General features: G+C 66.3%; 16 protein-coding genes. 7 read left to right on the top strand and 9 right to left on the bottom strand.

Annotated features, from left to right (window positions below):
• Positions 1 to 41 precede the first annotated feature (41 nt).
• Complete coding sequence (locus tag PV768_RS17890) at positions 42 to 941, bottom strand: glycerophosphodiester phosphodiesterase (RefSeq protein ID WP_157239518.1); 900 nt, start codon at positions 939 to 941, stop codon at positions 42 to 44.
• 49 nt (positions 942 to 990) lie between these two features.
• On the opposite strand from PV768_RS17890, the gene PV768_RS17885 reads away from it, so the two are divergent.
• Positions 991 to 2349, top strand: a complete 1359-nt coding sequence (locus PV768_RS17885) for a DUF445 domain-containing protein (RefSeq protein ID WP_323058146.1) — start codon at positions 991 to 993, stop codon at positions 2347 to 2349.
• A 97-nt stretch (positions 2350 to 2446) separates the two neighbouring features.
• Here PV768_RS17885 and PV768_RS17880 read toward each other — a convergent pair whose 3' ends face one another.
• Complete coding sequence (locus PV768_RS17880; RefSeq protein WP_421093740.1) at positions 2447 to 3196, bottom strand: LamB/YcsF family protein; 750 nt, start codon at positions 3194 to 3196, stop codon at positions 2447 to 2449.
• Complete coding sequence (locus PV768_RS17875; RefSeq protein WP_321215171.1) at positions 3180 to 3992, bottom strand: hypothetical protein; 813 nt, start codon at positions 3990 to 3992, stop codon at positions 3180 to 3182. The genes PV768_RS17880 and PV768_RS17875 overlap by 17 nt, the downstream gene beginning before the upstream one ends.
• Before the next feature lie 158 nt (positions 3993 to 4150).
• On the opposite strand from PV768_RS17875, the gene PV768_RS17870 reads away from it, so the two are divergent.
• A complete protein-coding gene (locus tag PV768_RS17870) occupies positions 4151 to 5479 on the top strand; it encodes an MFS transporter (protein WP_421093739.1) in 1329 nt (442 codons plus the stop codon).
• Positions 5480 to 5500: 21 nt separating this feature from the next.
• On the opposite strand, the gene PV768_RS17865 is transcribed toward PV768_RS17870, so the two are convergent.
• The 3 genes from PV768_RS17865 to PV768_RS17855 all read right to left on the bottom strand — a co-directional run bounded on the left by PV768_RS17865 (position 5501) and on the right by PV768_RS17855 (position 9782).
• On the bottom strand, positions 5501 to 7843 hold the full coding sequence (locus tag PV768_RS17865; protein WP_157239527.1) for a glycoside hydrolase family 65 protein: 2343 nt from the start codon (positions 7841 to 7843) through the stop codon (positions 5501 to 5503).
• Positions 7844 to 7990: 147 nt separating this feature from the next.
• A complete protein-coding gene (locus tag PV768_RS17860; protein WP_421093738.1) occupies positions 7991 to 8743 on the bottom strand; it encodes an HAD family hydrolase in 753 nt (250 codons plus the stop codon).
• 394 nt (positions 8744 to 9137) lie between these two features.
• The gene (locus PV768_RS17855) at positions 9138 to 9782 is read right to left on the bottom strand and encodes an alpha/beta hydrolase (RefSeq protein ID WP_421093737.1); all 645 of its coding nucleotides are present in this window, start codon (positions 9780 to 9782) and stop codon (positions 9138 to 9140) included.
• Positions 9783 to 10023: 241 nt separating this feature from the next.
• Here PV768_RS17855 and PV768_RS17850 point away from each other — a divergent pair, with 241 nt between their 5' ends.
• From PV768_RS17850 to PV768_RS17830, 5 genes are all read left to right on the top strand, one after another.
• Positions 10024 to 10281 carry a DUF6458 family protein gene (locus PV768_RS17850; RefSeq protein WP_157239533.1) on the top strand — a complete coding sequence of 86 codons (258 nt, stop codon included), beginning with the start codon at positions 10024 to 10026 and terminating at the stop codon, positions 10279 to 10281.
• 251 nt (positions 10282 to 10532) lie between these two features.
• Complete coding sequence (locus tag PV768_RS17845) at positions 10533 to 11339, top strand: DeoR/GlpR family DNA-binding transcription regulator (protein WP_421093736.1); 807 nt, start codon at positions 10533 to 10535, stop codon at positions 11337 to 11339.
• Positions 11336 to 12343 carry a hexose kinase gene (locus PV768_RS17840; RefSeq protein ID WP_321215165.1) on the top strand — a complete coding sequence of 336 codons (1008 nt, stop codon included), beginning with the start codon at positions 11336 to 11338 and terminating at the stop codon, positions 12341 to 12343. The genes PV768_RS17845 and PV768_RS17840 overlap by 4 nt, the downstream gene beginning before the upstream one ends.
• A gap of 2 nt (positions 12344 to 12345) precedes the next feature.
• Positions 12346 to 14445, top strand: a complete 2100-nt coding sequence (locus PV768_RS17835) for a PTS fructose transporter subunit IIABC (RefSeq protein WP_421093735.1) — start codon at positions 12346 to 12348, stop codon at positions 14443 to 14445.
• 64 nt (positions 14446 to 14509) lie between these two features.
• Positions 14510 to 14785: an HPr family phosphocarrier protein gene (locus tag PV768_RS17830; RefSeq protein ID WP_157239538.1), complete on the top strand. Its 276-nt coding sequence runs from the start codon at positions 14510 to 14512 to the stop codon at positions 14783 to 14785.
• A gap of 129 nt (positions 14786 to 14914) precedes the next feature.
• On the opposite strand, the gene PV768_RS17825 is transcribed toward PV768_RS17830, so the two are convergent.
• The 3 genes from PV768_RS17825 to PV768_RS17815 all read right to left on the bottom strand — a co-directional run bounded on the left by PV768_RS17825 (position 14915) and on the right by PV768_RS17815 (position 17534).
• On the bottom strand, positions 14915 to 15343 hold the full coding sequence (locus PV768_RS17825) for an SRPBCC family protein (RefSeq protein ID WP_321215163.1): 429 nt from the start codon (positions 15341 to 15343) through the stop codon (positions 14915 to 14917).
• A complete protein-coding gene (locus PV768_RS17820; protein ID WP_421093734.1) occupies positions 15336 to 16190 on the bottom strand; it encodes a class I SAM-dependent methyltransferase in 855 nt (284 codons plus the stop codon). The genes PV768_RS17825 and PV768_RS17820 overlap by 8 nt, the downstream gene beginning before the upstream one ends.
• Positions 16191 to 16391: 201 nt before the next feature.
• Complete coding sequence (locus PV768_RS17815) at positions 16392 to 17534, bottom strand: Ku protein (RefSeq protein WP_421093733.1); 1143 nt, start codon at positions 17532 to 17534, stop codon at positions 16392 to 16394.
• Positions 17535 to 17544: the final 10 nt, after the last annotated feature.

Here is a 17544-nt window from a genome sequence, read left to right as displayed (position 1 = left end):
AGCACCGCCGGAAGCGCCGAAACCATCCCGCGGCCGGGAACTTACCTGCCCTGGGGCGAGGCAAGCTCCAGTTGGCTGAGGACACGGGCGGGCACATTGGTGGTGATCTCCTGGATGCCCAGTCCTGTGCACAGCGCCACATCCTGTTCCGTGTCCACCGTCCATACCCGGAAGCGCCGGCCGGCGGCGAGCCAGCGTTGGACGGACGCCGGGTGCCGGCGCACGTACTCGATTCCGGGCCCGGCCATACCCACCTCGCCAAGGTCCAGGATCCGCTCACCTTCCAGCTGGGCGGCCTTCATCAGGTTCGCAATTGCACCGCCGGTTATCACGCCGAAGCCCAGGCCCGCGCGGATTACCCGGATGTCCACATCGTCCACCAGCTGGCAGACGAATTCAGGGGGAACCGAGTGGAGCAACTGCCGCACTGAGTCCGGGCTGAAACTCATGAACGTCACTGACACGTTGTCCAGCGAAGAGGTCAGTGGATCCCAGCCCTCGTCCCGCAGTACCTCCAGGACCCGGTCCTCGAGCTTGAGCTGGTACGGGCTGGGGTGCTTGAGTTCGATGGCCAGCTTCACCGGCCGGCCGGCGCCCCGGAGGATCTCCAGCAGTTCGGGCAGGGTCAGGAACTGCTCGGACAGCGCCCCGTACGTTTCGGGAATACGCACGCCCTTCCATGACGAGAAATCCAGGTGCCTCAGTTCCCGCAGCGTGCGTTCGGCGACGGGTCCGGTTCCGTCGGAGGTGCGGTCCAGGTTGGCGTCGTGCAGGAGGACAACGTGCTGGTCACGCGTGAGGTGGACATCGCACTCCACGCCGTCGGCGCCGTCTGCCAGCGCCTGCAGATAGGCGGCACGGGTGTGTTCGGCGAAGGCGGCGCTGGAACCGCGGTGGGCAAAGACCGTGGGCCGCTGCGGCCCGGACTCGTCACTGGTCATGGAGATACGGTAGCCGACCCGGCGCGAACCGCGGGGCTAGGCTTGGCACATGCAGGTGAACTCTGAGCCAACTACCCGGGAAGCACCCACCGGGCCAGCGCCTTCCGCCGTGCCCGACCCGAAGGGCCGCCCGAAGGTGCGTGCCGCCGTCGTCCATCACCTCAGCCCTGGCGACGCCGAAAAGGCGGCAGCGCTGCGGAGGATGAAGCTGGTGGCGCTCGGGCTGCTGGTGGTGATGGCGGTGATTTTTGTCTTCGCTTTCGCGCTGCAGAAGGAGTATCCGTGGCTGCAGTACGTGCGGGCCGCAGCCGAGGGCGGCATGGTGGGCGCGCTGGCTGACTGGTTCGCCGTTACCGCACTGTTCAAGTACCCCATGGGCATCAAGATCCCGCACACCGCCATCATCCCGCGCCGGAAGGACCAGATCGGCGCCTCGCTGGGCGAATTCGTGGAGACTAACTTCCTCTCCGAGCAGGTGGTCCAGGAGAAGCTGGCCAGCGTCAACATTGCCCGCCGGGCCGGGGAATGGCTTGCCACGCCGGCCGGCGCAGACAGGGTAGCCAAGGAGGGCGCCGCCCTGATCCGGGGTATTTTCAAGGTTTTGAACGACGACGACGTCCAGGCGGTCATCGAGGGAATGGTGCGCAAGCACCTGCTGGCTCCGCCGTGGGGACCTCCCGTGGGGAAGATGGCGGAGCGGATTTTCCACGACGGGCACCACCACAAGCTGGTGGACCTGCTGGTGGACCGGGCCGCCGACTGGGTGGATGACAACCACGATACTGTCACCCACCTGGTGTCCGACCGCTCCCCCACATGGGTGCCGCAGTTCGTGGACGGACTGGTGGGCGACAAGGTCTACGTGGAGATCCTGAAGTTCGTGCGCGCGGTGCAGGCCGACCCGAACCACCAAGTAAGGCAGTCCATCGACAAGTACCTCAACGACCTCGCGCAGGACCTGCAGCACGATCCGGCAATGATTGCCCGCGCCGAGGACATCAAGGCCCAGGTCCTGGGCGATCCCGAGGTGCGCGAACTCGCCTCCCGCACGTGGGGCACCGTGAAGAGCGCCCTCCTGGGTGCGGTGGATGATCCCGACAGCGAACTGACCATCAAGTTCAAGGCTGCGGTCCGCGACTTCGGCTCCCGGCTGGTCAGCGACCCCGAGCTCGCCGGGAAGGTGAACACCTGGATCGGCGACGCCGCCGGCTACCTCGTGCGGACGTACCGCTCCGACATCGCCGGAGTGATTACCGATACCGTGGCCCGCTGGGATGCGGAGGAAACCTCGCAAAAGATCGAACTCCAGGTGGGCAAGGACCTGCAGTTCATCCGGATCAACGGCACCGTGGTGGGGTCGCTGGCCGGGCTGGCAATTTTTACTGTGGCGCACCTGATATTTGGGTAGGCCACAGACCGTTTCGAAGCAACGCGAGGTCACTTAGTACCCGATAAACGGCCCCGCACCGGCCAAAAGTGACCCCGCGTTGCTTTTAGGACGCAGGCTAGGCGAACGACTCCAGCTCCACGCCGGCCGCTTCGAGCCCGGCCCGGACTGCGGCAGCCATCCCAACGGCTCCCGGAGTATCACCGTGAATGCACAGGGAATCCGGCCGGACCTGCACAACGCTGCCATCCAGGGCCACTACTTCCCCCTTGGTCGCAAGGCGCACGGCCCGCTCGACGATCGCGTCGACGTCGTGCAGCACGGCACCTTCCTGTGAGCGCGGCACCAGCGTTCCGTCGGCAAGGTAGGCGCGGTCCGCAAAGGCCTCGACAAACACCGGATGGCCGGCCTCCTTCGCCTGCTTCAGCATCTCAGACCCCGGCAGCCCAAGGATGGGAAGGCCGGGATCGTAGGCGTTCACGGCGGCCACAACAGCGGAAGCCTGTTCCGCGTCGCGCACCAGCCGGTTGTACAGCGCTCCGTGCGGCTTCACATAGTCCACGGACGCACCCACGGCGTGGGCAACGCCGTCGAGCGCCCCCAACTGGTACAGGACGTCGCCGAACAGCTCGTCGAAGCTCATGTCCAGCGAGCGGCGGCCGAAGCCTGCCAGATCCCGGTACCCCACGTGCGCGCCGACCGTGACATCCAGCTCGTAGGCAGCCCTGCAGCTGTCCAGCATGGTGACGGGGTCTCCGGCGTGGAAACCGCAGGCCACATTGGCGCTGGTGACCAGCTGGAACATGGAGGCGTCGTCCCCCATCTTCCATGAACCGAACGATTCGCCAAGGTCAGCGTTGAGATCCAAAAGTGTTGCCTTCCAGCTTTTTGTTGTCCTGTGCCGCGGCCGCAGCGGTGAGCTCTCCGGGGATGGTGTCCGGCATGGGGCCAAACGCCTCCTTGGCGTTGGCCACCACAGCGCGCCCCATGATGAGGTTACCGGCTCCGCCCACCACAGCACCTATGCCAAACGGCAGGGCCCGGCCGAAGAGCGCGGACCCCTGGCGCTTGAGGAGGTTCTTGAGGAAAGCCTTTTGGATCCTGCTCCGGATGCTGCCGAAGCCCGGCACTGCCATCGATTTGGAAAGGACATTGCCCCAAGCCTTGTTGGCGTTCATTTCCCTCCCGGCCGCCTGGCCGCTGAGCGTCCCAAGCAGGGCAGTCCCCTCCTCGCCCAACATGATGGCCATGACCATGGTGCTGGCCTTCTCGGGGTTGGTGAGCCGGATCCCGTGCAGTTCCGCAAGGGAGGTGGAGTAGAGGGCCGTCGCTTCCAGGAACCCCACGGTGGCGGCGGCAGAGAGCCCGAGGGACGCCACAGTTCCGACACCGGGCACCACGGCGGTTGCGCCCACCAGCGCGCCGCCGCCGGTGACGGCGCGGAGGTAGTCGCGCTCCAGGATGTCAGCCAGCTGGGCGGCCGTGGCCCGGGGGTGCTTCTTCTGCAGCCGGCGGATGTACGCCACCACCAGGGGGCGCTGGATCTCCACCGCCCTGAGGAGCATGTTGTGGACACCGGGCTTGGGCTTGCCGTCGGCATCGAATACCGCGTTGTGGGCAGTTTCCTGCGCGATTCGTACTGCGGGGTTGCTGCGCGTAGCCATGGTCACCTCTGTTTGTCTCGCCGGCGGGCCGATGCCGGAATCGCTAATACTAAGGTTGCTTAACATTAGGCTACCGCCAGTGCCATCCCCACCTGCCGCGGCCGGGAGGGCGGTTTGGGCTGGCTCCCCGGCATACGCCCAAAGCCTAGACTTAGCCTATGCCCACCCCCAAAGCCCTGCGGCCCTTTGCGCACCGCGAGTACCGGGTGCTCATCGCAGCGTTGGCCATCTCGATTTTCGGTTCCGGCATGTGGGCCGTGGCCATGGTGTACCAGGTGATCCAGTTGGGCGGCGGCCCGTTGGAACTCTCCCTGGTGGCGGCCGCGGGCAGCGCCGGCCTGGTGGCGTTCGTCCTGGCCGGCGGCATCGCAGCGGACCGGGTCCCCCAGCGCCGGCTGATCATTGCCGTGGAGGGCGCCAACCTTGCGGTGATAGCCACCGTCAGCGGGCTGGCCATGGCCGGCCTGCTCCAGCTGTGGCACGTTGCCGCAGGCTCCTTTGTCCTGGGCGTTGGCGCCGCGTTCTTCTTCCCTGCCTACTCGGCCATCCTGCCCCGCATCCTCCCCGCCCAGGACCTGCTGGCCGCGAACGGGATGGAGGGGTCCATGCGGCCCGTGCTCCAGCAGGCGGCCGGCCCTGCGGTGGCGGGCATGGTGGTGGCTGCCCTGTCGCCGTCGCACGCTGTCACGGCAGTGGCCGCCTGCCACCTGCTGGCCTTCATCGTCCTGAACTTCCTGGGCCAGCATGCACAGGCCGCGCCCACCAACGGGGCGGAGCGGGACGGACGCGGGGCGGCGGCGGGCGCGGGCGCCGGGGCCCCCGGGACATCCTTCCTCCACGACCTGCGCGAGGGAGTCCGCTACACCCGGCAAACACCTTGGCTGCTGTGGACCCTTATCTGGGCGTGCATCTCCGTGCTGTTCCTGATCGGGCCCATCGAGGTACTCCTGCCGTTCGTGGTGCGCGACCAGCTTGCCGGCGACTCCCGCATGTTCGGCTTCCTCCTGGCCGTCATGGGGGTGGGTGCCGCCCTTGGCTCGCTGTTCACGGCGTCCTTCCGGCTGCCGCGCCGCTACCTGACGGTGATGATGGTGTCCTGGGGTGCCGGCAGCCTGCCCCTGGCCGCAGTCGGCGTCATGGACAGCTTCTGGGCCATCGCCGCCGCGCTGTTCGTTTTCGGCGCCACCGGCAGCGTGGGCATGGTCATCTGGGGCACCCTGCTCCAGCGGCGCGTCCCGCCGCACCTGCTGGGCCGGGTGTCCAGCCTGGACTTCTTCGTTTCGCTCGCCCTGATGCCTGTCTCAATGGCGCTGGCCGGTCCGGCCGCCGAGGTCCTGCCTGTCTGGCTGATCTTTCTGGTGGCCGGCGGCGTATGCCCCGTCATGGCAGTGATTGCCATGGCCGCTGCGCGCATGCCCGACGACGAACTGGCCCACCCGCTGGACCGGTCACCCGAGGCGGAGCGCACGACGGCGGCAGGAGACTAGGCTCCCACCGCCGCACCTCACTCAGCTGTTGGCACGCACCACGGGGATACTCGCCGTCGGATGTCCGCTGGGGAAAACCGTGGGCTCCGGTTCCGGCACCGGTTCGAGCGCCACCTGGACGGGCTCGGCACCTACGGTGACCAGCTGGCCGCGGACGTCCACGGCCAGGGCTTCCCCTTCACGGACCGTGAGGGTGATGGCCCCTGCACGGAGTTCAACCAGCAACAGGCGCCCCTGGATCTTCAGGTGGAAAGTGAGCCCGTCCCACTCCGACGGCAGCCGCGGGTCGAAGTACGGAATGGGGCCCTGGTCACGCAACCCGGCAAAACCGCAGACCAGGGAGCTCCACACCCCGCCGGTGGAGGCGATGTGCACGCCGTCGATGGTGTTGCCGTGCGTGTCATCGAGGTCGATGAACAAGGCGTTGGTGAAGTGGTCCAGCGCTTGCCGTGAGTACCCCACCTCGGCGGCCATGATGCCCTGGACGCAGGCCGAAAGGGTTGAATCGCCCGTTGTCAGGGGGTCGTAGAAGTCGAAGGCGCGGTGTTTTTCCTCAGGCGTGAAATCCTGCCACTGCAGGAACATTGCCAGGACGGTGTCTGCCTGCTTCAGGACCTGGTGGCGGTAGATCACCAGCGGGTGGAAATGCAGGAGCAGGGGGTACTTGGACCGGGGCGTGGTCCAGTCCCACGGTTCCAGGTGCATGAAGTCGTTGTCCTGCGAATGCACCTGCATGCGCTCATCGAACGGCAGCTGCATCCGGTTGGCGGCCGCCTCCCACAGCTCCCGCTCTTCCTGCGTGATGCCCGCATGCTCCAGGGCCGCGGCAGCACGCAGGTTAAAGCGGGCCATCACGTTGGTGTAGAGGTTGTCGTTGACCACGGCGGTGTACTCGTCGGGACCTGTGACGCCGTGGATGTGGAAGAGCCCGTCCTTGCCGAAGAAGCCCAGCGAGATCCACATCCGCGCCGTTTCAATCAGCAGTTCGGCGCCCAACCCGTCGCGGAACGCGGTGTCCCCGGTGGCCCAGAAATACCGGTTGGTGGCAAAGGCGATGGCAGCGGCGATGTGGAACTGTGCCGTGCCGGCGGCGTAGTACGCGCTGGCTTCGAGCCCGTTGATGGTGCGCCACGGGAACAGGGCGCCGTCAACGCTCAGTTCCTTGGCCCGGATCTTGGCCACGGGGAGCATGCCATGGCGGAATTCGAGGACCTGCCGGGCACCGGCGGGGTTTGTGTACGTCAAGTACGGCAGGAGGTACACCTCCTGGTCCCAGAAGTAGTGGCCTTCGTAGCCGGATCCCGTCACGCCCTTGGCGGGGATGCCGGCGACGCCGGCACGCGCCGTCGCCTGGGCGAGCTGGAACAGGTTCCAGCGGATGGCCTGCTGCAGCACGGACTGGCTGTCAACCACAATGTCGGAGGTGGCCCAGTAGTCGCGGTAGTGCGCTTCGCTCTCGGCAAAGATGTCCTCCACCGGGCGGAGGCCTTCCTCCGCGGCCGCGGCGGGATCGAGCGAGGGGTCCTGGATCGCCGGGCCGGCCGCGTAGCTGACGCTCTTTTCGAGGCGGAACGGCTCTCCCGGGCTGACGGCCAGGACGTAGCGCACGCTGCTGTCGTCCTGGTCCACCAGCGTGTCGAACGGCTGGTGCCCTGCGGAGGTCCAGTGGTCAACCGCAACGCCCACGCGCTGCTTGGATTCGGCAGCCTCCCACGCCAGCCGGAGTGATCCGTCGCCGCCTTCGAGGCGCAGGGGCAGCAGCACGCGTCCGGCGTGCCGGCCCGCCCGCCGGGGATCGTGGACAGAGTGGTCCTCAACGGGCTGGTCCTGGCGGTTAATCACCGACGAGGTGACATCCACGGAAACCTCACGGTCCGTCACCACATCCAGGGAGATCCCCAAGGCTCCGCGGGAGGCGAAACCTACGGCGCGGCGTTCGGTTGTGGTGACGACGGCGCCGGAGCGGCACTGCCAGGTGACGCGGCATTCGTACACTCCGGTGGAGAAGTCCACGGAGCGCCGGTAATCCAGCACCTCGGACTCGGCCAGGCTGAGGGACTCGCCGTCGATAACCACGGTGAAGTTGTTGGCATCTGGAATGTAGAGGATGCGCTGGCCGGTCCGGGCAAACCCGAAGGCGTTTTCCGCATGCTTGATATCCCAGATTTCGTGCAGCCCGTTGATGAAACTGCCGGGCAGGTCGGAGTCGGCGGCGGCCCAGTGGGCGCCGCGGATCCCCAGATGTCCGTTGCCGAGGGCAAAGAGTGTTTCCAGCGTCCCTTCACTGCCCGCTTCGTGGCGTGTTTCCACGAGCTGCCAGGGTGTGTTGGGGAATCTTTCGCGGTCCGCTGAGATCAGGGCCATGGTGTTGGGTCCTTAGGCGTTTGGCCGGGCAACCGGTTTGCTGCCGGCCTGGGGATACTTTTCGGGGGGTGATGCGTTCAGGGGTAATGCGTACTCACGGGAGCTGCCGGGGGTAGCAGCGGGCGGCCTCGGGGAAGGCTGCCGTCTCTAGGGCAGAAGTTCCTTGAGGTCATTGACCACCAGGGTGGCTCCGGCGTCGAGCAACGTCTGCCGCCCGGCGCCGCGGTCCACGCCGATGACCGAGTAGAAGGTTCCGGCCTCGCCGGCCTGGACGCCGGACACGGCATCCTCCACCACCACGCACTCCCCGCTGGGGAGGCCCAGCAGGCGGGCGGCGTACTCGTAGGTGGCGGGACTGGGCTTGCCGGGCAGGCCTTCGCTTGCCGCGACCACGCCATCCACCACCACCGGGAAACGGGCGCTGAGTCCGGCTGCCGCCAGGACGGCCGGAGCGTTTCGGGAGGAAGAGACGACGGCGACCTTCAGTCCGCGTTCCAGCGCGGCTTCGAGGAAGCGCACCGACCCGGGGAAGGGCTCCACCCCCGCGCTCACGATGTCGTTGAAAATCCTGTTCTTCCGGTTACCCAGGCCCTGCACAGTGGTGTTGGCGGGGTCGTCGTCAGTGGGGCCCTCGGGGAGGACAATCCCCCGCGAGGCCAGGAAATCGCGGACACCGTCAAAGCGCGGCTTGCCGTCGATGTGGTCGAAGTAGTCACTCTCGCGGTAGCCGGGAACCTGGGGCTGCGCCGCCAGGTAGTCCTCGAACAGTTCCTGCCATGCCCGCTCATGGACGGTTGCCGTGGGGGTCAGCACCCCGTCCAGGTCGAAAAGGATGGCAGAGGCACCAGCCCAGGAGGACACCTCGGCTGCTGCGTTGTCTGCTGCGGTGTTTTCAGTCATCAGCGGTGTGTTGTCCTTTCAGGACGGCGGGCAGCCCTGAAGGCTGGATGCTTGGAGTTGGGGAGGCATCGGTGCCCGAACGATCTGCGGCCACGGGCGGCGGTCTGTATGGGGAGCGCCTCGGCGCTGGCATTGCTGATCGGTGTATCCCTACCATGATGGACGCGGCGCCCGTCGTCGGACAAACCGGCGGCACCTCCAGCATCGCTGGCCGGATAAAGGGCATGGGACAGTATCCGGCTGCAGTAAACCCTCGACACCGCGCTGATCTCCTTGTCCGCCCAGTTCAGGGCCGCGATAACGGCCGAAGATGAGTGTAAGCGCTTACAAATTTAGCTGGCAACTGTTTTTTCTAGCGAGCCTTGCGTGAGGCACGTCTCAGCAGGGGAGGGCCTCACGCGTCGATTTTTCCGGACCCGTCCGGGCGGAGCACATAGTGTCGCAGGAAGACGCTCACGTCCACCATCTCCGTCTTCGACATCGCATGGCCCATGCCGGGGTAGGTCCTGGCGGTCAGGAGCGTGTTCTGCTGGAGCCATTCCTCGGTGTAGGCGATCGCGTCCTCGTTGATGACCAGGTCTGCCTTGTCCCGGCCCCAGAAGAAGGGCGGCCTGGTGTCGAAGGACTCCGTGAGGGACAGCAGTTCATTCCGGAGCACAAAACCGGAAAGTCCCACCACCGCCTCATAGTCCTTAGGGTGGAGGCGCAGCAGAGTGCTCGCCATTGCCATGCCCTGCGAGTAGCCGAGCAGGCTTACGCTGCTGTGCCGGGCCTTGACGCTGTTGATCCAGGCCTGGACGGCACTCGAGGCTTTAATGACATCCGCGAAGTCATTGGCCAGGAAGTAGTCCAGCATGAACCAGCCGTAATGGTCACCGATCGGCATCGGCGCTCGGAGCGCCGCACACGTAAACTCGGGCGGCAGGTACTCAAAAAGGCGCACCATGCGGGACTCGTCAGTGCCATAACCGTGCATCATCACAAGTAGTGGGGTGCCCGCCCGCTCGCCTTCAGGTTTGGACCACACAACTGTTTCCATCGGATCAGCCTAGCCAGCAAGCGTGGCTTGATGCCCGAGCCGTGCCGGTCCGCGGGCAACGTCATCGAGTCGCATCAGCCTCTTTCTTCACAGGCGCCACAGCACAACGAATGGGTTACGCGCCGGCCCCCGCCATTGAATACAGCCACCCCGGGCTGTAGCGTGACGCTTAACGGACAGCATGCTTACCAAAAGTCCGCGGCCCAATAAGGCTTCCATCCGTGACAACAAGGAGCAAAGCATGAGAATCGGATCCTCCATCTTCCTTATCGCCCTCGGCGCCATCCTTGCCTGGGCGGTCGCTCCGGGCCTCATCCCCTTCGTGGACCAGGTGCTCATCGGCTACATCCTGATGGCGGTTGGCGTCATTGGACTCATCGCCTCCCTCATCCTCGCTTCCCCGGGCCGCAGCCGGCGCATCAGCGAGACCCGCTCCGTCGTTGACCCGAACACCGGGGAACGCATTACGCGGAACGAAAGCCGCGACGGCGGGCTGTAGCACCACCGGGGTCCCCGCCGCAGCGCAGGACACGACATTGACCCGAGAAGCCGGGCCGGACCATCCATGGTCCGGCCCGGCTTTTTGCCGTCCCCGAAAGTGCCACTTTGTTTCATGTGGGTTTCCATTGACAAACCAACACAAGCAAAGATAAAGTCAAGTAACTCAACATCATGTGATGCCAGTCACGCAGGAACGGCATCCACAGTGAACAATCCACACCACCAGAAGACCTACGCAACGGAGGGTACGTGTTCGCCGAGGAGCGCCAGCAAAAGATTGCCGAGCTTGTTGCCGGCAGCGGCCGGGTCAGCGTGACCCTCCTGGCCGAGCGCTTCCGCATCACCACCGAAACCGTCCGCCGCGACCTTGCCGCCCTCGAGAATGCCGGCACCGTCCGCCGCGTCCACGGCGGAGCCGTTGCCGCAGACCGGTTCAGCACCACCGAGGAAAGCGTGAACGAGCGCGCCATCCAGCGGCCGGACCAGAAAATCCGGATCGCCGAAGCCGCGCTGGCCCTCATTCCACGCAACTCCACCGGCAGCGTCCTGATCGACGGCGGCACCACTACGGAAGTCCTGGCGGACATGCTCTCGCGGCGCGCCGCCGTCGAACCTTCCGACCCAACCGGACCGCGGGCGGAACTGGTGGCCATCACCCACGCCGTTCCCATCGCAGGCAAACTCTCCAGCGTTCCCGGCATCGCCCTTGAGATACTCGGCGGCCGGGTCCGCGGAATCACCCAGGTTGCCGTGGGTCAGTCAACCGTGGAGGCCGCCGGCAAACTGCGGCCGGACATCGCTTTCATCGGCACCAACGGAATCCACGCAAGCTTTGGGCTGAGCACGCCCGACCCCGAGGAAGCCGCGGTTAAGGCAGCTTTCGTCCACTCGGCCCGCCGGATTGTTGTGCTGGCCGATTCCTCCAAGCTGGACACGGAAACCCTGGTCCAGTTCGCCTCCCTGAAAGATCTGGACACCTTGATTACAGACAGCGAGCCCGGCCCGGAACTGGCGGCCGCCCTTGAAGAAGCCGGCGTTGACGTGGTGATCGCATGATCGTCACTTTCACCGCCAACCCCAGCCTTGACCGGACCGTGGCACTGCCGGGCCCATTGGTTCGGGGCGAAGTGCAGCGTGCCGTTTCCGTCAGCCAGGAGTCGGGCGGCAAGGGCGTCAACGTGTCCCGTGCACTGGTTGCCTCCGGCCTGGACTCCGTTGCCGTCCTCCCCGGCGCGGACAGCGATCCCGTCCTGGCCGGGCTGCGGGAAAGCGCGGTGCCGTTCGTTTCCCTGCCCATCAGCGAACCGCTCCGCACCAATGTGGCCCTCACGGAACCCGGTGGCGTGACCACCAAGATCAATGAGCCCGGTCCGGTCATGGATGCGGACCAGCAGGAAGCCCTGATCAAACTGCTGCTGGAGAGCTCCCGCGGAGCCAGCTGGGTGGTCCTTGCAGGTTCGCTGCCGCCGGGATTCCCTGCTGATTTCTACGCGACGGCGGCCCGCCGGATCCGCGCAGCCGGAAACGGCAGCGCACCGCTCATTGCCGTGGACTCCTCCGGTGCGCCGCTCGCGGCCGCAATGTCCGGAGGCGATGCCGGTGCTGAACCGGCCGTCAACGGTTCCGGGAAACCGGACCTCCTCAAACCCAACGCCGAAGAACTGGCGGAACTGGCTGCTGCAGCCGGCTTCGCCGCGGCTACCGCTGACGAACTGGAAGCGGATCCGGTGGCGGCCGCGGCCGCCGCGGCCGCTGTCGTACGTTCCGGCGTGGGTGCTGTGCTGGCAACTCTCGGATCCAAGGGAGCTGTCCTGGTAACGGCCGACGGCGCGTGGCTGGCCACGCATCCGCCGGTCGCCGCGGTCAGTACGGTGGGCGCGGGCGATTCCGCGCTGGCCGGCTACCTGCTCGCCCATGGCCGGGGCGCCGCCCCGGCCGACTGCCTTCGCCAGGCTGTGGCCCACGGTGCCGCAGCCGCCTCCCTGCCCGGTTCAACGGTTCCGGCAGTACACCAAACCACCCCGGATGCCGTAACCATCACGGCCCTTCGAAAGGATTGACAGTGACCCAGCTCATCACCACGGACCTGGTCGAGCTCGACCAGAACCTGGGCAACGCGCCCGAGGCGGTGATCCGGCACCTGGCAAGCAAAGTAGCTGCCGCCGGACGCGCAACAGAAGTTGAAGGCCTCTTCGCTGACGCCTTCGCCCGCGAGCAGAAGACCGCCACCGGCATTCCGGGCGGCATCGCCATCCCGCACTGCCGCTCGGCCGCCGTCACGGAACCCACCTTGGCCATGGCCCGCCTCAATCCCAAGGTGGACTTCGGAGCCAAGGACGGCCCGGCGGACCTGGTCTTCTTCATCGCAGCCCCGGACGGAGCCGACCAGGAGCACCTGAAGCTGCTCTCGAAGCTGGCCAGGTCCCTGATCAAAAAGGACTTCACCACGGCCCTGCGCAACGCCTCATCCCGCGAAGAGATCGTGGAACTGGTGGACGGTGCGCTGGCCGACAAGCCTGCAGCCCATGCAGCCGCGGTACCCGCTGAAGCTGTTGCTTCCGGCGCGTCCGCGGGGGCGTCGGCAGGCACTGCTTCGGCGGGCTCTGGCGCCGCTGCTTCCGGCACGGCTCCGGCCGGCGCGGCTACGGCCGGACCAGCCCCGGCCGGTCCCAAGCGCCTCGTGGCCGTGACCGCCTGCCCCACCGGCATCGCGCACACCTACATGGCAGCTGACTCCCTGGTGGCCGCTGCCCAGGAGGCCGGCGTCGACCTGCAGGTGGAAACCCAGGGTTCCTCCGGCGCCAAGCCGCTGGATCCCGCCGTCATTGCTGCCGCCGACGCCGTAATTTTCGCGGTGGACGTGGACGTACGCGGCAAGGAGCGCTTCGCCGGCAAACCGGTCATCAACGCCCCTGTGAAGCGGGGCATCGACGAACCCGCCAAGATGGTCCAGGAGGCGCTGGCCGCAGCCTCGGACCCGAACGCGCGGCGCGTCCCGCACTTCGGTGCCGAGGAACAGGCTGAGCAGGCCGCCGCCGAAAAGGGCGAGCACATCGGCCAGAAGCTGAAGAGGGCCCTGCTCACCGGCGTGAGCTACATGATCCCGTTCGTGGCCGGCGGTGGCCTCCTGATCGCCCTGGGCTTCCTCCTGGGTGGTTACGACATCACCGAAGTCGCGGACAAGGTGGTTGTGGAGAACAACTTCGGCAACCTTCCCGAGGGCGGACTCGCCGCTTACCTGGGCGCAGTCCTGTTCAAGATCGGCGCCCTGTCCATGGGCTTCCTGGTCCCGGCGCTGGCCGGCTACATCGCCTACGCCATTGCTGACAGGCCCGGCATCGCCCCCGGCTTCGTGGCCGGTGCAGTCTCCGGTTTCATGGGTGCCGGCTTCCTCGGCGGCATCGTGGGCGGCCTCCTGGCCGGCTACGTTGCCCACGTGATCGGCACCTGGCAGGTTCCCCGCTGGCTGCGCGGCCTCATGCCCGTGGTCATCATCCCGCTGCTCGCCTCCATCGCGGCTTCCGGACTCATGTTCCTGCTGCTCGGCGGCCCCATCGCCGGCCTCACCACCGCCCTTAACGGCTGGCTCTCCGGCATGACCGGCGCTTCCGCCGTGGTCCTGGGCATCATCCTTGGCCTCATGATGTGCTTCGACCTGGGCGGTCCCGTCAACAAGGTGGCCTACGCCTTCGCCGTTGCGGGACTCAGCGCCGGCAGCGCGGACAACCAGGCGCCGTGGCAGATCATGGCAACGGTCATGGCCGCCGGCATGGTGCCCCCTCTGGCAATGGCCCTGGCCACCGTCCTGGACCGCAAGCTCTTCAGCCTGGCTGAGCGCGAAAACGGCAAGGCTGCCTGGCTGCTGGGTGCATCCTTCATCTCCGAAGGCGCTATCCCGTTCGCTGCTGCTGATCCGCTCCGCGTCATTCCTGCCAGCATGCTGGGCGGCGCGCTGACCGGCGCACTGACCATGGCCTTCGGGGTCACCTCGCAGGCTCCCCATGGCGGCATCTTTGTGTTCTTCGCGATCGGCAACGTGCTGATGTTCGTCCTCTCGATCGTCGCCGGTGCCATCGTGACCGCCCTGGCCGTGATCGGCCTCAAGCGCTGGGCCGCCCCCAAGAGCGCTGCTACGGTGGAAACCGTCCCAGCAACCGTCTGACCTGCCTCACCCACTACCTCTACCCCGGCATTTCAACCAGCCGCCGGAAGACTAAGGAGCAACAATGCCAGAACGCACAGCAACCGTCGCCAGCCGCGTGGGCCTGCACGCCCGCCCCGCCGCCATCTTTGCCGAGGCAGCAGGAGAGTACGACCTGGACATCACCATCGCCCGCGAGGGCGAGCCGGTGGACGAGGCGATGGACGCTGCCAGCATCCTGTCCCTCATGAGCCTGGGCGCCTCGCACGGCGACGTGGTGGTCCTTCGCGCCGAAGGTGACGGCGCGGACACCGCGCTGGACCGCCTCGTCCAGATCCTGGAAACGGACCACGACGCCTAGCAGCTGACTGGCAGCTGACAGGCTGCCCCGGCGGCCAAGCCGCACGGCCGTCGTCGGGCCTTCCCTCCCAGGGAAACGCCCGACGACGGCCGCTTGCGTTAATCCCCCGCCCCATCCCAACCAGGCGGGTTAACTGCCCTCGGAAATCCTCTTCACGTCCGCCACGAGCTTGTCCCACATGCCTTTTGAGTGGTCAGCCGCCTCCGCCGTGGTGTTGTTGTCCTGGGTCAGCGTCAAAAGCGTCCGGCCGCCCTTGTCCTGAAGCGTCCAGGTGAGGGTGTGATAGTTCTCCGGTTTGTCTTCCTGCCCGGCGAGGGGGCTGAAATGCGTGTAGACCAGTTTCCTGGCGGGCACCACCTCGAGGATCGTGCCCCTGTCCTCGTAGTCCTTGCCGTCCCAGTTGCCGCTCCAGGTGATGGGTCCGCCCACGGTCCAGTCCGTGGAGAGCTCGGTGCCAAACATGAACTCCTTCGTGGCCGCCGGGTCCGTGATGACATCCCACACGCGGGTGGGAGGGGCATCAACCGTGACCGAGGACGTGGCCACGTAATCAGGCACTTTCCTTGGCCTTCTTCGCAGTGAACAGCAAGTACTCCCACTCCATCTGGAACGGGGTGTCGCCGTGGGCATCGCCGAAGGAATCAGCCAGTTCCGTCAGGGCCTGGTCCAGGGCTTTGACCTTGTCCCCGTCCTCCCCGATGTATTTGTAGACGGAGATGGTGGGGCCGTAGTGGGACTTGAAGTAGCGGACGAAGTCGCCGGGTTGATGGAAGCTCCGCACGGCCAGGGTCTGCTTGCGCGCAGCGGTATCCGTGATCCTGTCCCCCAGCAGTTCCCGCACGTGCTCTTCGCTCCCCCACAGCGGCGCCGGCTGTGCTCCCGGCGGTGGCGGCGGGGCGAAGGGCTTCATGGTGTCGAACATCCTGCCGATGAACCCCTCCGGGGTCCAGCTCAACAGTCCTATGTTTCCACCCGGTTTGCACACCCTCAGGAGTTCGTCCGCCGCCGCCTGGTGGTGGGGGGCAAACATGACGCCGAGGCAGGACATGACGACGTCGAACTCGGCGTCGGCGAAGGGCAGGGCCTCCGCGTCGGCTTCCTTCCAGTCCAGGCTGACTCCCCGGTTCGCGGCCTCACGGCGGCCGGCCTCGAAAAGCTCGGGGGTGAGGTCGCTGGCCACCACCTTGGCTCCCATCATGGCCGCGGGAATGGCCGCGTTGCCTGATCCGGCGGCGATATCCAGCACATTGTGGCGGGAGGTAATGCCGCAGGCTTCAACCAGGATGGCGCCGAGGTCCAGGAGCATCTCGTCAGCGAGGGCCGGATAATCACCGGATGCCCACATGGCCCGGTGTTTCTGTTTGAGTGCCCGGTCCGCCTCGGCTGCATCTGTCTGATCGTTCATGTTCAGCGCTCCTCACAGGGCCGTTGGAGTGTCAGCACGCTGTGGGCACAGCGGTGGCTGCGATGCGACTCATTGTGGACGCACCGGACCCGGCTGTAAAGAGCACCCCGCTACCGGAACGCAAGCAAGCTTAGTAGTTTCATGTACATGGCATCGGGTACCGGATCAGGATCCGCAGGCGGCTGGCCATCACAGGGGCCATCACGCAGGCTTGCGCGCCCGGGTGCCCGTCGCCTTGCTGGTGGACGCCTTGGCGGCGGGTTTTTCGGCGGACTTGGCCGCTGTCGACTTGGCGGCGGCGGATTTTGCCGTGGTGGACTTGGCCGTGCCGGATTTGGCTGCGCCGGACTTGGCCGTGCCGGATGTGGCTGCGCCGGACTGCGTTCCCGTGGACTTTGCTGCCGCGGACCTCGCCGTGGTGCCGGTCTTTTCGGCACTGGTCTTAGCCGCGGTAGACCGCTTGCGCGCCGGTTTGGCGGCTTCGTCTTCGCCGGCGTCGCTGCCGGAGTCCCCGCCGGCTTCGCCACCCGCCCGTCCTGCCGCGGCATCGGACCCGCCGCCCCGTTTCCGGTCCAGGCTTCGCTTCAGCGCCTCCATCAGGTCGATGACTTCACCCTTGCTGCCCTCGCCGGCCTCCACGCCGAAGGTTTCCTCGGTGTCCAGCGATTCACCCTGCTCCAGCTTGGCCTCAATAAGCTGGCGGAGCTGGACCTGGTAGTCGTCCGTGAAGGAAGCGGGATCGAAATCGGCCGCCATGGACTCCACCAGGGCCGCGGACATATCGCGCTCCTGCGGGGAGATCTTGACGGATGCATCAAGGGAAGGGAATTTCGCTTCCCGCACCTCGTCCGGCCACAGGAGGGACTGGAGCACCAGGACATCGTCCTTAATCCGCAAAGCGCCCAGCCGGGTCTTCTCCCGCAGCGCGAACTGGACAATGGCCACCCTGTCCGTGTCTTCCAGCGCACTGCGCAGCAGCACGTAGGCCTTGGGAGACTTGGAGTCCGGCTCAAGGTAGTAGCTCTTCTCGAACATCATGGGCTCAAGCTGCTCGGACGGGACGAACTGCACCACTTCGATCTCATGGTTGTTCTCCGCCGGAATGGCCTTGAGTTCGTCCTTGGACAGGACCACCGTCCGGCCGTCCTCCTCGTAGGCCTTCTCGATGTCCGAATAATCGATGACCTGGCTGCAGACCTCGCACCGCCGCTGGTAGCGGATCCGGCCGCCGTCGGCGTTGTGGACCTGGTGCAGACTGATGTCATGATCCTCAGTGGCGCTGTAGACCTTCACGGGCACGTTGACCAGGCCGAACGCGATGGCACCTTTCCAGATGGCTCTCATTCCTCAAGTG

It is taken from the genome of Pseudarthrobacter sp. CC4 (genome assembly GCF_048957775.1).
In the GTDB taxonomy this organism is placed as follows: domain Bacteria; phylum Actinomycetota; class Actinomycetes; order Actinomycetales; family Micrococcaceae; genus Arthrobacter.
Note: the sequence above shows the minus strand (reverse complement) of the source record. Positions and strands in the feature narration are given on the sequence as shown.

Coding starts and splice junctions, on each gene's coding strand:
- PV768_RS17890 (WP_157239518.1), bottom strand. CDS start 941: ATGACCAGTGACGAGTCCGGGCCGCAGCGGCCCACGGTCTTTGCCCAC.
- PV768_RS17885 (WP_323058146.1), top strand. CDS start 991: ATGCAGGTGAACTCTGAGCCAACTACCCGGGAAGCACCCACCGGGCCA.
- PV768_RS17875 (WP_321215171.1), bottom strand. CDS start 3,992: ATGGCTACGCGCAGCAACCCCGCAGTACGAATCGCGCAGGAAACTGCC.
- PV768_RS17870 (WP_421093739.1), top strand. CDS start 4,151: ATGCCCACCCCCAAAGCCCTGCGGCCCTTTGCGCACCGCGAGTACCGG.
- PV768_RS17865 (WP_157239527.1), bottom strand. CDS start 7,843: ATGGCCCTGATCTCAGCGGACCGCGAAAGATTCCCCAACACACCCTGG.
- PV768_RS17860 (WP_421093738.1), bottom strand. CDS start 8,743: ATGACTGAAAACACCGCAGCAGACAACGCAGCAGCCGAGGTGTCCTCC.
- PV768_RS17855 (WP_421093737.1), bottom strand. CDS start 9,782: ATGGAAACAGTTGTGTGGTCCAAACCTGAAGGCGAGCGGGCGGGCACC.
- PV768_RS17850 (WP_157239533.1), top strand. CDS start 10,024: ATGAGAATCGGATCCTCCATCTTCCTTATCGCCCTCGGCGCCATCCTT.
- PV768_RS17840 (WP_321215165.1), top strand. CDS start 11,336: ATGATCGTCACTTTCACCGCCAACCCCAGCCTTGACCGGACCGTGGCA.
- PV768_RS17830 (WP_157239538.1), top strand. CDS start 14,510: ATGCCAGAACGCACAGCAACCGTCGCCAGCCGCGTGGGCCTGCACGCC.
- PV768_RS17820 (WP_421093734.1), bottom strand. CDS start 16,190: ATGAACGATCAGACAGATGCAGCCGAGGCGGACCGGGCACTCAAACAG.
- PV768_RS17815 (WP_421093733.1), bottom strand. CDS start 17,534: ATGAGAGCCATCTGGAAAGGTGCCATCGCGTTCGGCCTGGTCAACGTG.